Consider the following 14,897-nt stretch of genomic DNA (forward strand, 5'->3'; position numbering starts at 1 on the left):
GAGGAACAATGAAGTTCACCAGAACAATGGCGGGGATCGCCGCCGCGGGGCTCGTGCTCACGCTCTCGGCGTGCGGTTCGAGCCAGAAGACCGCCGACCAGGCACCGGCCGCCAGTGCCGGTGGCGCGGCGGGCAGCCTGGTCGGCGTCACCATGCCGACCAAGTCGTCGGAACGCTGGATCCACGACGGTGACAACATCAAGGCCGCGCTGGAGAAGCTCGGCTACAAGGTCGACCTGCAGTACGCCGAGAACGACATCCCGACGCAGGTCAACCAGATCGAGAACCAGATCACCAAGGGCGCGAAGCTCCTGGTCATCGCCTCGATCGACGGCACCGCGATCACCACGCAGCTGCAGGAGGCCGCCGACAAGAAGATCCCGGTGATCGCCTACGACCGGCTGATCCGCAACTCGCCGAACGTCGACTACTACGCCACCTTCGACAACTTCAAGGTCGGCGTCGACCAGGCGAACTCGCTGGTCAAGGGCCTCGGTACCGGCGCCGGTCCGTTCAACGTCGAACTGTTCGCCGGCTCGCCCGACGACAACAACGCGACGTTCTTCTTCAACGGCGCGATGTCCGTGCTCAAGCCGCTGATCGACAGCGGCAAGCTCGTCGTCAAGAGCGGCCAGACCGACTTCGCCCGCGCGGCGATCCTGCGCTGGGACCCGGCCACCGCGCAGCAGCGCATGGAGAACCTGCTCACCTCGACCTACACCGGCGGCGCCAAGGTTTCCGGTGTCCTCTCGCCGTACGACGGCCTGTCGATCGGCATCCTCTCGGCGCTGAAGAGCAACGGCTACGGCTCCGCCGGCCAGCCGTACCCGGTGGTCACCGGGCAGGACGCCGAGGTCGCGTCGGTCAAGTCCATCATCGCCGGCGAGCAGTACTCGACGATCTTCAAGGACACCCGCATCCTCGCCGACACCACGGTGAAGATGGCCGACGCCGCGCTCAAGGGCGGCAAGCCCGAGGTCAACAACACCACCGACTACGACAACGGCAAGAAGGTCGTGCCGTCGTTCCTGCTGCAGCCGGTGACCGTGGACAAGGCGAACTACCAGAAGGAGCTCGTCGACTCCGGCTACTACACGGCAGGTCAGCTGAAATGACCGAACTGCTCGGCATGCGCGGGATCACCAAGACCTTCCCCGGGGTGAAGGCGCTGTCGGACGTCACGCTGTCGGTGAACAGCGGCGAGATCCACGCGATCTGCGGGGAGAACGGTGCCGGGAAGTCCACCTTGATGAAGGTGCTTTCCGGCGTCTACCCGCACGGGACGTACGACGGCGAGATCCACTTCGACGGGCAGCGGTGTGAGTTCGGTTCGGTGCGTGACAGTGAGCGGCGCGGAATCGTGATCATCCACCAGGAGCTCGCGCTGTGCGGGCAGCTTTCGATCGCGGAGAACATCTTTCTCGGCAACGAACGGAACAAGCGGGGCTGGATCGACTGGAACCGCACCAACCACGAGGCCGACGCGCTCCTGAAGCGCGTCGGCCTCGTGGAGGCCCCCGTGACGCCGGTGCGGGACCTCGGCGTCGGCAAGCAGCAGCTCGTCGAGATCGCCAAGGCACTGTCCAAAGAGGTCCGGTTGCTGATCCTCGACGAGCCGACCGCGGCGCTCAACGACGAGGATTCGGCGCACTTGCTGGAGCTGCTGCGCGAACTGCGGGCCGACGGCGTCACGTGCGTGATCATCTCGCACAAGCTCGGCGAGGTGACCGCGATCGCCGACACCGTCACGATCCTGCGGGACGGGCGCACCATCGACACCCTCGACGCGGCCGGCCTGACCGAGGAACGCATCATCACCGGCATGGTCGGGCGCGATCTCGAGCACCGGTTCCCGCCCCGGGAGCCGGACATCGGCGACGAGGTGCTGCGGATCGAGGACTGGACGGTGCACAGCCCGACGCAGGCGGGCCGGGTGGTCGTCGACCACGCGAACCTCAGCCTGCGCCGCGGCGAGGTCGTCGGGCTGGCCGGGCTGATGGGCGCCGGACGCACCGAGCTCGCGATGAGCGTGTTCGGCCGCTCGTACGGCAAGGACATCTCGGGGCGGGTGTTCAAGCACGGCGAGGAGATCGACGTCCGGACGGTGCGCGACGCCGTCCGCCACGGCATCGCCTACGCCACCGAGGACCGCAAGCGCTACGGGCTCAACCTCATCGAGGACGTCCAGCGCAACGTGTCCGCGGCGGGGCTGGGCAAGCTGGCCAAGCGGGGCTGGGTCAACGAGCACGCCGAGCACGACACGGCCAACGGGTTCCGCCGGGACCTGCGGATCAAGGCGCCGACCGTGCAGAGCGTGACCGGGAAGCTCTCCGGCGGCAACCAGCAGAAGGTCGTGCTGGCCAAGTGGATCTTCACCGACCCGGACGTGCTGATCCTCGACGAGCCGACCCGCGGCATCGACGTCGGCGCGAAGTTCGAGATCTACTCGATCATCAACGAACTGGCCGCGCAGGGGAAGGCCGTGCTGGTCATCTCCTCCGAGCTGCCGGAGCTGCTCGGGCTCTGCGACCGGATCTACGCGCTGTCGGCCGGGCGGATCACCGGCCAGGCGACCCGTGAACAAGCCACCCAGGAACTGCTCATGCACTACATGACGAAGGAACGGGAATGACCACGACCGAAGCGCGGCCCGACGCGCCCCCGGTCGAGCACTCCGCCCGGCGGATCTCGATCAACCCGCGCCAGAGCGGCATCTACGTCGCGTTCGCGCTGATCGTGGTGCTGTTCGAGGTGCTCACCGGTGGTGCGCTGCTGGAGCCGCAGAACATCTCCAACATCATCGTGCAGAACTCCTACGTGCTGATCCTCGCGATCGGGATGATCCTGGTGATCATCTCCGGGCACATCGACCTGTCGGCCGGGTCGGCGGTCGCGATGACCGGCGCGGTGTCGGCGGTGCTGATGGTGAACTGGCACCTGCCGTGGTTCCTCGCGGTGCTGATCACGCTCGTCGTCGGCGCCGTGATCGGCGCCTGGCAGGGCTACTGGGTCGCCTACTTCGGGATCCCGGCGTTCATCGTGACGCTGGCGGGGATGCTCGTGTTCCGCGCGCTGACCCTGACGGTGCTGGGCAACCAGGGCATCGGCCCGTTCCCGGACGCGATCCGCACGTTGTCGAACGGCTTCACCGACGGCTACCTGGGCAACATCGCCCTCGGCCCGCTCGGCGGCGCCGACCTGGTGTCGCTGCTCGCCGGGGTCGCGGCCGTCGCCGGGATCGCGTTCACCCAGTGGCGCAAGCGCTCGGCCCGGCTGGGGTACGGCCAGGACGTCGACCCGTTCGCGATCTTCGTGCTGAAGATCGCCGGTGTCGCGGTGATCGTGCTCGCGCTGGTGGTGCAGCTGGCCCGGTTCAAGAACCTGCCGTGGGTGCTGATCCTGCTGGCGGCGCTGGTGCTCGGCTACTCGCTGGTGGCAGGCAAGTCGGTGTTCGGCCGGCACATCTACGCCATCGGTGGCAACCTGCAGGCCGCGACGCTCTCGGGCGTCAAGGTCAAGTCGGTGACGTTCTGGATCTTCGTCAACATGGGCGTGCTGGCGGCGCTGGCCGGGATCATCTTCGCCGGCCGCCTCAACCAGGCGGGCCCGACGGCGGGCGTCAACTTCGAGCTGGACGCGATCGCGGCGGCGTTCATCGGCGGCGCGGCGGTGCAGGGCGGCGTCGGCAAGGTGGTCGGCGCGATCACCGGCGGCCTGATCATGGCGGTCATCAACAACGGCATGTCCCTGATCGGCGCGCCGAGCGAGCGGGTGATGCTGGTGAAGGGCGTCGTCCTGCTGGCCGCGGTGGCCTACGACATCTGGACGAAGCGCCGCGCGGCCTCGTAGCCCCGAAAGCCGTGAAGGCCTCCTTACCGGCTCTTATGGCCGGTAAGGAGGCCTTCACGGCTTTTCAGCCTGCTACTGCGAGCAGCGGTGGCCGCTGTTGATGCACTTGACGACCTGGTTCATCAGGCACTGGCCCATGACGTTGGCGAAGTCGTCGTGGTCCGAGCGGGGGTTGTGGCTCTCCTGCGGGAAAGCGTCCACTTTGTACTGACCCTTGACCTGGATGTCGTGCGGGATGTTGTAGACGAGCTTGATCACCAGCTGCGGCACGTTCTTGAAGCCCTGCGGGCACTTGCCCTGCTGGTCGGCGAACACGATGTGCGTGCGGTGGTTCGTGCTGTCGATGTTCTTGCCGTCCCAGCAGTTCGGGAAGGCGTGGATCCGCTCGACCTTGCTGTTGGCCGGGCAGATCGGGTAGTGGTCGGTCAGCCGGTCCTCGAACCCGGTGCAGGTCCAGCTCGGCTTGGCGTTGGCCGGGCCGTTGGTGCTCTGCTTCGCGTCCCCGTAGAGGATCCGCAGGAACTGCGGCATCGCGACGACCTTCCGCGCGCCACCGCTGGTGAACGTGATGGTCGCGGACTGGACGCGCTGGATCTCGCCGTCGTTGCCGGCGACCTCGTTCTGGTCGTTCACACCGGGCAGTTCCGCGGCCGCGCCGTCGGTCTGCTTCTGCTGCTTCTGGCCGGCCGACGCGTTCTTGTCGCCGTTGCTGGCCTGGCCGCCGTTGTCGAGACCGCCCTGACCGCCCTGCTTGAGCGCGCACGCGGCGAGCCCGCCGAGGTTCGTCGGCTTGGCCGCGTTGCGCCCGATCGCCGTGGCGATCCGGTTCAGCACCGCGGTCCGCTTGTCCTTGAGCGGGCCGACGACGGCGTTCTGGACGTCCTGCGGCGTCTTGAGGTCGCCCTTGGCGATCCGCTTGTTCGCCTCGTCGATCTGCTGGTCGATCTGGGTGAGGTTGTTGTTGACCTCGTCCATCGCCTGGTCGGGGACGTCTTCGGGCAGCTGGCTCGCGACGTCCGGGCAGTCGACCTGCGTGGACGCGTTGTCCTTGGCCGCACCGGCGCGATCGCTCGCCGGCACGCTGGCCGGCGGGTTCGCCTCGGCTTCCTCGTCCTCACCGGTGTCGATGCGCACGACCGGCCAGTAGTAGGCGGACTTGTCGCCGTTCTTGCAGGTGGTACCGGCCTTCGACAGGCTCTTGTTGTTCGAGTCGGCGTTGGTGGACAGGTTGCCGACGTAGTCGTGCAGGTGCTGGGCACCGTTGCGCACGCCCGGCTGGGCGATGAAGTTGTCGGGGTTGAAGTGGCCGTTTTCGTTGCGGCCGCAGTTCACCGTGAACGTGCCGCGCGCGCCTTTCTGCTGCAGCGCCTTGTTCACGAAGTTGCCGGCGGGGACCTTCGCGATGTCCAGGAAGAACGACGGGTCGGCGGGGTCGGCGCTGGCTTCACCGGTCTTGCCGGCGGTGGTCGCGACGACGATGCCGCCGACGGCGATCGCGAGAGCGAGACCGCCGGTGGCGATCTTCGTTCTGCGGGAGACGCGGTGCCGGCCCGTGGCGGGGGATCGGGACATGGAGTTGTTCACCTCGTTAGGTTTTCCGGGCACGGCGAAGAAAGCTGCGTGCCCGGCTGGGAGAACGCGCGGAACCCGGGGGAGTGGCACCGCACGCGGTTGTCGGGGACCGCGTCCGGTGTCACTGGTTCCGGCATTGGCTGAAACGGCCAGAAGTCGGGGGTGGTTCAAACCGCGATTCCGCCGTTATCGTTTCGTTACCTTGGGTTCGGTCGCTACTGTTGAGGTGACGCGAGCCGGAGGACGGATGACTGCTGTGTGGTCGTTGACCGAGCTGGAGGTCGTGTTCCGGCTGTGCTGGGACGAGCGGACGTGCGATCCGTCGGACACGTGGGACGCGGCGAACCCCGCGGGCGGGCACTGCGGCGTCACCGCGATGGCCGTGGCGGAACTCCTCGGCGGCGTCCTGCTCTGCTCGGAGGTGTTCCGGCGCGACGGCGAGCGCGCCGGCCTGCACTACTGGAACCGCCTGCCCAGCGGCCTGGAACTCGACCTCACCCGCGAACAGTTCCGCGACGGCGAGGAGTTCGGCCCGGTGTCCGAGCACGAGCCGATCCGCCGTCCCACCGCCCGGATGGCCACGCGCTACGACCTCTTCGCGGCCCGCGTGCGCGCTCGGCTGGGCAGCTCGGTACCGGAGGGAATCCCGGCCTGACGGCGGCGATCCGCGGCCACTTCTGAACGAGTCGTGCCACGATGGGCCGCATGGCTCGGGAAACGAGTGAATACGACGGTTTCGCCGAGGCCTACACGGCCGAGAACGAGACCAGCCTCATGAACGCCTACTACGAACGACCCGCGGCCCTGGCTCTCGCCGGCGACGTGGCCGGACGGCGGATCCTCGACGCCGGCTGCGGCTCGGGCCCGCTGTTCGTGGCGTTGCGCGACCGGGGTGCCGTCGTGTCCGGCTTCGACCAGAGCGCCGGGATGGTCGAGCAGGCGCGGCAACGGCTCGGTGGCGACGCGGACCTGCGCGTCGCCGACCTGGCCGACCCGCTGCCCTTCCCCGACGCCGCGTTCGACGACGTCATGGCGTCCCTGGTGCTGCACTACCTGGAGGACTGGAAGCCGACGCTGGCCGAGCTGCACCGCGTGCTGCGCACCGGCGGGCGGCTCATCGCGTCGGTCAACCACCCGATGATGGTCAACCTCACGCACCGCGCGGAAGGTCCCCGGCCCGACTACTTCGAGCGCTACACCTGGACCGACGAGTTCGTGCTGCAGGGCCGGCCCTGCAGGATGACGTTCTGGAACAAGCCACTGCACGCGATGACTGACGCCTTCACCGAGGCCGGTTTCAGGATCTCCGTCATCCACGAGCCGCACCCCACGCCGGAGGCGCGGGAGGTGTATCCCGACGACTTCCCGATCCTGGACACCTTCCCGACCTTCCTGTTCTTCGTCTTGGAGGCAGGTCAGAGCCGCAGGCGGTCGCCCAGGTCGCGGATGTAGGCCGGGTCGCCGCTGCCCAGGTCCAGCTGGCGGTGGCGTTCCGCGGCGAACGCCCGGCCCAGTGCCGTCCGGTCCGATGTGGACATCGTGGCGCGCAGGTCGTTCAGCAGCCCGCGTTCTTCGCCGCGGACGTGGGTGTCGACGAGGTTCTCCAGGCGCTGCAACGCCTTCTCGACGTCGTCGGGGTCGAGGGCGGCCAGGAGGTCGTCGGCGAACAGCTCGCCGGGTGCTTCCGGGCGGACGATGCGCTCGGTCGCCGTCGCGTGGGCGACCAGCAGTGCCGCCAGCTCGGCGACCAGGGCCGGGCGGTCGGCCTCGGTGTTGCGCAGGTCGCGGAACAGCTGCTCGAACCGGCGGTGGTCGGCCAGCAGGACCTCGACCAGGTCCGAGCCGGGCGCGACGGCGGCCGGGCCGGGGCGCATCCAGCCGAACGTCAGCTCGACGGCCTGGCGCCAGTGCCCGTACTCGGTGGTGCGCCGCGCCGGGTCCATCGCCGGCAGCCACTGCCCGGCCCGGTGCCAGTTGCGCCGCAGGCCCTCCAGGTCCGGCCAGTACCCGACCGACAGGCCCGCCGCGTAGGCCGCGCCGAGCGACACCGTCTCGGCCACCATCGGCCGGACGACCGGGACGTCGAGGACGTCGGCGACGAACTGCATGAGCAGGTTGTCCGCGGTCATCCCGCCGTCGACCTTGAGCGTCTTCAGCGCCAGGCCGGAGTCGGCGTTCATCGCGTCGACGACCTCGCGGGTCTGCCAGCCGGTGGCCTCCAGCACCGCCCGCGCGAGGTGGCCCTTGGTGATGTACGACGTCAGCCCGGCGATCACGCCACGCGCCTCGCTGTGCCAGTGCGGCGCGAAGAGCCCGGAGAAGGCGGGGACGATGTAGCAGCCGCCGTTGTCCTCGACCGTCCGGGCCAGGGTCTCGATCTCCGGCGCGCTGCCGATCAGCTCGAGGCCGTCGCGGAACCACTGCACCAGCGACCCGGTGACGGCGATCGAGCCTTCCAGCGCGTACACGGCGGGCTCGTCGCCGATCTTGAAGCCGACGGTCGTGAGCATGCCGTGGGTGGACAGCACCGGCGTCGGGCCGGTGTTGAGCAGCAGGAAGCTTCCCGTGCCGTAGGTGCACTTCGCCTCGCCGGGCGCGAAGCAGGTCTGGCCGAACAGCGCGGCCTGCTGGTCGCCGAGCGCGGCGGCGATCCGGATGCCGGGCACGACGCGGCTGGTGGTGCCGTACACCTCGGTCGAGGAGCGGATCTCCGGCAGCATCGCGCGCGGGACGTCGAAGAAGTCGAGCAGCTCGACGTCCCAGTTCAGCGTGCGCAGGTTCATCAGCATGGTGCGCGAGGCGTTGGTGACGTCGGTGACGTGCACGCCGCCCTCGGCGCCGCCGGTGAGGTTCCAGATCAGCCAGCTCTCGATGGTGCCGAAGAGGACGTCGCCGCGCTCGGCGCGCTCGCGCAGGCCGGGGGTGCGGTCCAGGAGCCAGCGGATGCGGGGCGCCGAGAAGTAGGTGGCCAGGGGGAGGCCGCACAGCTGCCGGACGCGGTCCGCGCCGGGCTCGCGGGCGAGCTGGTCGAGCATCGCGTCGGTGCGGGTGTCCTGCCAGACGATCGCCCGCCCGACGGGGTTGCCGGTGCGCCGGTCCCACACGACGGTGGTCTCGCGCTGGTTGGCGATGCCCAGGCCGACGACCTGGTCCGCGGTCGCTCCGGCGTCGGCGAGGGCCTGCGGGACGATCCGGGACACGTTGCGCCAGATCTCGGTGGCGTCGTGCTCGACCCAGCCGGGCCGGGGGAAGTGCTGCTGGTGCTCCCGCTGCACGACCGACACGAGCCGGCCGCGGGCGTCGAACAGGATGCACCGGGTGGAGGTGGTGCCCTGGTCGATGGACATCACGTACCGCTGGACCACGGACGCACCTCCTTCACGATCGAGTGGCCGCGCGGGCCCGCCGGTAAAGCCGTGAAGGCCCCCTTACCGGCGGTAAGAGCCGGTAAGGGGGCCTTCACGGCTTTCGGCGGGGCGTGTGGGGCGTGGCGGTCCCGGGCGCCGTCACGGCGCGGTGGCCGGGTCACCATCGGGACGCGCCCAGGTCGCGGGACACCGCGCGGGCCGCGTCGCGGACGTGGCCCAGCAAGCGGGGGGCGGGGCTGCCGTCGGGCTCGCAGATGCGGTCCGCCGCTCCCGACACGCCGATCGCGCCGACCACGATGCCGCCGTGGCCGCGGATCGGGGCGGCGATGCCCGCCTCGTCCGAGATCATCTCGCCGTTCTCCGCCGCCCAGCCCGCCTCGCGGACCTTCGCGCACTCGCGCTTGATCGCCGTCTGGGTGACCAGCGTGCGGCGCGTGTACGCCTCCGTGGTGGCCTTCAGCGTCGTGTCGTAGGCCAGCAGCACCTTGCCGAGCGACGTCGCGTGCAGCGGCAGCAGCGTGCCGACGTCCAGGGTCTGCAGGCTGTCGTCCGGGCGGAACACGTGGTGCACGACCAGGACCCGGCCCTCCAGCGGCGCGCCGATCCGGACCGCCTCGCCGCTGCGGGACGCCAGCGCGTCGGCCCAGTTGATCGCGCGGGAGCGCAGCTCGTTGACGTCCAGGTAGCTCGTGCCCAGGTGCAGCAGCGTGGCGCCGAGCTGGTACTTGCCCGTGTCGCGGTCCTGCTCGACGAACCCGACACCCTGCAGCGTCCGCAGGATGCCGTGCGCCGTGCCCTTCGCCAGCTCGAGGGATTCGGCGATCTCGCCGACGCCGAGACGGCCCGAGCCCCGCGCCAGCAGCCGCAGGATCGCGGCCGCGCGCTCGATGGACTGGATCGGACCCGGCACGCCAGCGACCCTAGCCCGACCGGCCCCGATTCGACAATGTCGAACATCGTCTTCGCCCGTTCGACAATGCCGACCGGCCTCCGTTGACCCGCTGTGACGGGCGGGCTTGGCTGGACGAACCAGGGGGAACTGGTCCTTTGTGGAGGAAGCAATGGTGCGAAACCTCAAGGCCCGTGGACTCGGCGGCGAAATGGCCGCGGAGTTCGTGGGGACGATGATCCTCATCCTGTTCGGGTGCGGGGTGGTGGCGCAGGTCGCCGCCGCGGGCATCGGGGACCACGACAGCATCGCCTGGGCGTGGGGCATCGGCGTCACGCTCGGTGTCTACGTCGCTTCAAGGGTGAGTGGCGCGCACCTCAACCCGGCCATCACCGTCGCCCTCGCCGTGTTCAAGGGGTTCTCCTGGCGCAAGGTCGCCCCCTACGCCCTCGCGCAGACCGCCGGCGCGTTCGTCGCCGCCATGCTGGTGCGCTGGAACTACACCGAGGTCCTGAACGCCAAGGACCCCGGCCTGACGATCAAGACCCAGGGCGTGTTCTCCACCCTGCCGGGCAACGGCACGCTCCCGGTGGGTGACTGGGGCGCCTTCCGCGACCAGATCATCGGCACCGCGATCCTAGCCCTGGTCATCTTCGCCATCACCGACCTGCGCAACACCTCGCCCGGCGCGAACCTGGCCCCGGTCGTCATCGGCTTGCTGGTCGTGGCCATCGGGATGGCCTGGGGCACCGACGCCGGCTACGCGATCAACCCCGCCCGCGACTTCGGCCCGCGGCTCGCGTCCTGGCTCACCGGCTACGACACGGCGTTCACCGATCAGTACGGCTTCCCCTATTGGTGGATCCCGATCGTGGCACCGGTGATCGGCGCGGTCATCGGCGGCGCGATCTACAAGTACCTGATCGAGCGGTTCCTCCCGACGGACCAGTTCGACACCGTGTCTGCCAAGGACCTCGAGCCCGCTGCCTGAGAAGGGGAACACCATGCCTGACTTCGTCGGCGCCGTAGACCAGGGCACCACCAGCACCCGCTTCATGATCTTCGACCACGGCGGCAACGAGATCGCCCGCCACCAGCTGGAGCACGAGCAGATCCTGCCCAAGCCCGGCTGGGTCGAGCACGACGCCACCGAGATCTGGGAACGCACCCGCTCGGTCATCGCCACCGCGCTCAACAAGGCCAACCTCACCGCGGGCGACCTGGCCTCGCTCGGCATCACCAACCAGCGCGAGACCACCGTCGTGTGGAACCGCAGCACCGGCCGCCCCTACGGCCACGCCATCGTCTGGCAGGACACCCGCACCGACCGGATCGCCTCGGCGCTGGAACGCTCCGGCAAGGGCGACGTCATCCGCCGCAAGGCCGGCCTCCCGCCCGCGACGTACTTCTCCGGCGGCAAGCTGCAGTGGATCCTCGAAAACGTCGACGGCGTCCGCGAAGCCGCCGAAGCGGGTGACGCGCTCTTCGGCACCACCGACTCGTGGCTCATCTGGAACCTCACCGGCGGCCCGGACGGCGGCGTCCACGTCACCGACCCGACCAACGCGTCGCGCACCATGCTGATGGACCTCGAAACCCTCGACTGGGACGACGAACTGCTGTCGTTCTTCGACGTCCCGCGCCGGATGCTGCCGAAGATCCGGCCGTCGTCGAACCCGGGTTTCTTCGGCACGACCCGCGCGGACGGCCCGTTCGGCGGCGAGGTCCCGATCGCCGGCGTGCTCGGCGACCAGCAGGCGGCCACCGTCGGGCAGGTCTGCTTCCGGCCCGGCGAGGCCAAGAACACCTACGGCACCGGCAACTTCCTGCTGCTCAACACCGGGCACGAGCTGGTCCGCTCGAAGCACGGCCTGCTCACGACGCTGTGCTACCAGTTCGGCGACGAGAAGCCGGTGTACGCGCTGGAGGGCTCGATCGCCGTCACCGGCTCGGCCGTGCAGTGGCTGCGCGACCAGCTGGGCATCATCAGCGGCGCGGCGCAGAGCGAAAGCCTGGCCCGCCAGGTCGAGGACAACGGCGGCGTCTACTTCGTCCCGGCGTTCTCCGGGCTCTTCGCGCCGTACTGGCGTTCGGACGCGCGCGGCGCGATCGTCGGCCTGACCCGCGCGACGACCAACGCGCACATCGCCCGGGCGACGCTGGAAGCGATCTGCTACCAGACCCGCGATGTCGTCGACGCGATGCAGAACGACTCCGGCGTCACGCTCGACGTGTTGCGAGTGGACGGTGGCGTCACCGCGAACGAGCTGTGCATGCAGCTGCAGGCGGACATCCTCGGCGTGCCGGTGTCGAAGCCGGTCGTCGCCGAGACCACCGCGCTCGGCGCCGCCTACGCGGCCGGGCTGGCCGTCGGCTTCTGGCGGTCGGCCGACGAGCTGGAGCAGAACTGGAACGAGGACAAGCGCTGGGAGCCGTCGTGGACGGACGACCAGCGCGCGGAGGGCTACGCGGGCTGGCAGAAGGCCGTCGGCCGGACGCTCGACTGGGTAGATGTGGAGTGAGGACAAGATGAAGAGGAACACCACGACACCGCTTTCCCCGGTGTACCGCGCGGAAACGCTGCGCAAGCTGGCCCGCGAAGAGGTCGACGTGCTCGTCGTCGGCGGGGGCGTGACCGGCGCGGGTGTCGCGCTCGACGCGGCGTCGCGCGGGCTGTCCGTCGCGCTCGTCGAGGCGCGGGACTTCGCCGCCGGGACGTCCAGCCGGTCGTCCAAGCTGATCCACGGCGGGCTGCGTTACCTGGAGCAGCTGGACTTCAAGCTGGTGCGCGAGGCGCTCAAGGAACGCGGCCTGCTGCTGCAGACCCTGGCGCCGCACCTGGTCCGGCCGGTGAAGTTCCTGGTGCCGCTGACGCACCGGGTGTGGGAGCGCGGCTACATCGGCGCCGGCGTCACGCTGTACGACACGCTCGGCGGGGCCCGCGCGCTGCCGCGGCACCGGCACCTGTCCAAGCGCGGTGCGTTCAAGGTGGCGCCGGCCCTGGCCGACGACGCGCTGGTCGGCGCGATCCAGTACTACGACGCCCAAGTCGACGACGCGCGCCACACGATGACCATCGCGCGGACCGCCGCCGAGCAGGGCGCTTCGGTGCTGACACGGGCGCGGGTGACGTCGTTGCTGCGTGACGGCGAGCGGGTCGTCGGCGCGAAGGTCGTGGACCGCGAGAGCGGCGCCGAGATCGAGGTGCGCGCTCGTACCGTCATCGCCGCCACCGGCGTGTGGAGCGACGACATGTCCGAGGCGGCCGGGATCCCCGCGCCGTTCACCGTGCGCGCGTCGAAGGGCGTCCACCTCGTGGTGCCGCGGGAGAAGATCGACCTCGACACCGGGTTGATCCTGCGGACCGAGAAGAGCGTGCTGTTCGTGATCCCGTGGGGCAAGCACTGGCTCGTCGGCACCACCGACACCGAGTGGGACCTCGACCGCGAGCACCCGGCGGCGAGCCGCGCGGACGTCGACTACGTGCTGGAGCACCTCAACGCCGTGCTGCGCACGCCGGTCACGCACGAGGACATCGAAGGCGTCTACGCCGGTCTTCGCCCGCTGCTGGCGGCGAAGGCGGCCGCGACGACGAAGCTGTCGCGGGAGCACGCGGTGGCGCACCCGGTGCCGGGCCTGGTGATCGTGGCCGGCGGCAAGTACACGACGTACCGGGTGATGGCCGCGGACGCGGTCGACGTCGCGGTCGAGGAGGTCGGCCGCCCGACGCCGCCGTCGTGGACCGACCGGCTGCCGATCGTCGGCGCGGCGGGCTACCACGAGCTGTGGGACGGCCGGTTCGCGCTGGCGTCGCGGGCGGGCCTGCCGGTGGCGCGGATCGAGCACCTGCTGGGGCGGTACGGCTCGGCGATCGAGGACGTCCTGACGTCGATCGCGGAGCGCCCGGAGCTGGGCGCGCCGCTGCCGGGCGCGTCCGAGTACCTGAAGGCGGAGGTGGTGTACGCGGTCTCGCACGAGGGCGCGCTGCACCTGGAGGACGTCCTCACCCGCCGCACGCGGATCTCCATCGAGGAACGGGACCGCGGCGTCACGGCGGCCCCGTGGGTCGCGGAGCTGATGGCCCCGCTGCTGGGTTGGGACACGCATCGCCAGTCCCGCGAGGTGACGAACTACCTCGCCCGCGTCGAGGCGGAGCGCACGGCGCAGGAAGCACCGGACGACGAGGCGGCGAACGCCAGCCGCCTCACGGCCCCGGCCCTCCTCCCGAGCTGACCTGCACCCCTGCACCCCCGCAAGCCCCGGAAGCCGTGAAGGCCTCCTTACCGGCTCTTATGGCCGGTAAGGAGGCCTTCACGGCTTTGGACCGCAGCCGAGTTCGGCGAGGACGTAGCGGGCGTTGGCGGAGATGACGGCGTTCGTGTGGCGGTAGTAGGGGAGCTGGATCACGGCCATCGACAGCGCGCGGCCGCGGCCGCGCGCCCAGGCCGCGTCGTCGGCGCCGACGGCGTCGCGGAAGGCCGGGCGTGTGGCCTCGGTGAGCAGGTTCCACGCCGGGATCAGGTCGCAGGCCGGGTCGCCGAGGCCCGCGGTGGCCCAGTCGAGGACGGCCGTGAGGTGTCCATTGTGGACCAGCAGGTTGCTCGGCATGAGATCACCATGGACCCAGCAGTTCGTGTCGGAGGGTGCTTCCAGGGCCTCGGACCACACCGTGAGGGCGGCTGAGGCGTCGAACGGCTCGTCGGTGTGGCGCAAGGCCCCGACGGCGTTGCGGGTCGCGTGGTCGAGGAGCGCCAAGGGACCCCCGCGGTAGGCCGGGGGACCGTCGGCCTTCGTCGTCCGCAGGGCTAGGACGAACTCCGCCAGCGCCTCCGGGGCGAAAGGGTGCCCTTCGATCGCGGGCTCGCCGTCGAGCCACCGATGCACCGCCCACGGCCACGGGTAGCCCTCGCCGGGTTCGCCGATCCCGGCGACGACCGGGACCGCCACCGGCAGGCCGTCGAGCGTCGCCGGCAGCCGCTTCTCCTTCGCGACGTCCGCGGCGCCCCCGGCGGTCCGGGGGAGGCGGACGGTGAAGTCGTCACCGAGGCGGTGGACGGCGTTGACCGTGCCGCCCGACGCGAGCGGCGTGACCGGGAGTGCGGCCCACTGGGGGAACTGCGTGCGCACGAGACGCCGGACGAGGGCGGTGCTGATCGTGGGCTCGTCGGGGTGCATGCCGCTACCGAATCAGCAGGTCAGGCCGGGGTCAACGGGTTTCC

General features: G+C 70.1%; 12 protein-coding genes. 8 read left to right on the top strand and 4 right to left on the bottom strand.

Going from position 1 to position 14,897, the window contains the following annotated elements:
* The first annotated feature begins 8 nt into the window (after nucleotides 1-8).
* The 3 genes from chvE to mmsB are packed head-to-tail and all read left to right on the top strand — an operon-like array spanning nucleotide 9 to nucleotide 3,849.
* Nucleotides 9-1,115, top strand: coding sequence for a multiple monosaccharide ABC transporter substrate-binding protein (chvE, locus tag OHS58_RS08835; protein ID WP_328647840.1), 1,107 nt, complete (start codon nucleotides 9-11; stop codon nucleotides 1,113-1,115).
* Entirely contained in the window at nucleotides 1,112-2,632 is a 1,521-nt protein-coding gene (gene mmsA, locus OHS58_RS08840) for a multiple monosaccharide ABC transporter ATP-binding protein (protein ID WP_326950342.1), read from the top strand. Before chvE ends, mmsA begins: the two co-directional genes overlap by 4 nt.
* Nucleotides 2,629-3,849 carry a multiple monosaccharide ABC transporter permease gene (mmsB, locus tag OHS58_RS08845; protein WP_326950341.1) on the top strand — a complete coding sequence of 407 codons (1,221 nt, stop codon included), beginning with the start codon at nucleotides 2,629-2,631 and terminating at the stop codon, nucleotides 3,847-3,849. The genes mmsA and mmsB overlap by 4 nt, the downstream gene beginning before the upstream one ends.
* Nucleotides 3,850-3,921: 72 nt before the next feature.
* Here the strand turns inward: mmsB and OHS58_RS08850 are convergent, their stop codons facing one another.
* Nucleotides 3,922-5,421 (bottom strand): DUF1996 domain-containing protein, encoded by a 1,500-nt coding sequence (locus OHS58_RS08850; protein WP_326950340.1) that lies wholly within the window; start codon nucleotides 5,419-5,421, stop codon nucleotides 3,922-3,924.
* A gap of 247 nt (nucleotides 5,422-5,668) precedes the next feature.
* Here OHS58_RS08850 and OHS58_RS08855 point away from each other — a divergent pair, with 247 nt between their 5' ends.
* On the top strand, nucleotides 5,669-6,076 hold the full coding sequence (locus OHS58_RS08855; protein WP_328647841.1) for a YunG family protein: 408 nt from the start codon (nucleotides 5,669-5,671) through the stop codon (nucleotides 6,074-6,076).
* Nucleotides 6,077-6,126: 50 nt separating this feature from the next.
* The gene (locus OHS58_RS08860) at nucleotides 6,127-6,873 is read left to right on the top strand and encodes a class I SAM-dependent methyltransferase (protein WP_328647842.1); all 747 of its coding nucleotides are present in this window, start codon (nucleotides 6,127-6,129) and stop codon (nucleotides 6,871-6,873) included.
* Here the strand turns inward: OHS58_RS08860 and glpK (OHS58_RS08865) are convergent.
* The gene (gene glpK, locus OHS58_RS08865) at nucleotides 6,837-8,786 is read right to left on the bottom strand and encodes a glycerol kinase GlpK (RefSeq protein WP_326950337.1); all 1,950 of its coding nucleotides are present in this window, start codon (nucleotides 8,784-8,786) and stop codon (nucleotides 6,837-6,839) included. The genes OHS58_RS08860 and glpK (OHS58_RS08865) overlap by 37 nt on opposite strands.
* 160 nt (nucleotides 8,787-8,946) lie before the next feature.
* Nucleotides 8,947-9,699 carry an IclR family transcriptional regulator gene (locus tag OHS58_RS08870; protein ID WP_247052482.1) on the bottom strand — a complete coding sequence of 251 codons (753 nt, stop codon included), beginning with the start codon at nucleotides 9,697-9,699 and terminating at the stop codon, nucleotides 8,947-8,949.
* A 151-nt stretch (nucleotides 9,700-9,850) separates the two neighbouring features.
* Between OHS58_RS08870 and OHS58_RS08875 the strand changes: the two genes are divergently transcribed.
* From OHS58_RS08875 to glpD, 3 genes are read left to right on the top strand one after another with little or no spacing between them, the layout of a single operon-like run.
* The gene (locus OHS58_RS08875; protein ID WP_328647843.1) at nucleotides 9,851-10,669 is read left to right on the top strand and encodes an MIP/aquaporin family protein; all 819 of its coding nucleotides are present in this window, start codon (nucleotides 9,851-9,853) and stop codon (nucleotides 10,667-10,669) included.
* Between the two features lie 13 nt (nucleotides 10,670-10,682).
* Nucleotides 10,683-12,200 carry a glycerol kinase GlpK gene (gene glpK, locus OHS58_RS08880; RefSeq protein WP_328647844.1) on the top strand — a complete coding sequence of 506 codons (1,518 nt, stop codon included), beginning with the start codon at nucleotides 10,683-10,685 and terminating at the stop codon, nucleotides 12,198-12,200.
* A 7-nt stretch (nucleotides 12,201-12,207) separates the two neighbouring features.
* On the top strand, nucleotides 12,208-13,911 hold the full coding sequence (glpD, locus tag OHS58_RS08885; RefSeq protein WP_328647845.1) for a glycerol-3-phosphate dehydrogenase: 1,704 nt from the start codon (nucleotides 12,208-12,210) through the stop codon (nucleotides 13,909-13,911).
* 78 nt (nucleotides 13,912-13,989) lie between these two features.
* Here glpD and OHS58_RS08890 read toward each other — a convergent pair whose 3' ends face one another.
* Nucleotides 13,990-14,853: an aminoglycoside phosphotransferase family protein gene (locus tag OHS58_RS08890; RefSeq protein WP_328647846.1), complete on the bottom strand. Its 864-nt coding sequence runs from the start codon at nucleotides 14,851-14,853 to the stop codon at nucleotides 13,990-13,992.
* Nucleotides 14,854-14,897: the final 44 nt, after the last annotated feature.

This window comes from Amycolatopsis sp. NBC_00348 (assembly GCF_036114655.1).
Taxonomy (GTDB): domain Bacteria; phylum Actinomycetota; class Actinomycetes; order Mycobacteriales; family Pseudonocardiaceae; genus Amycolatopsis.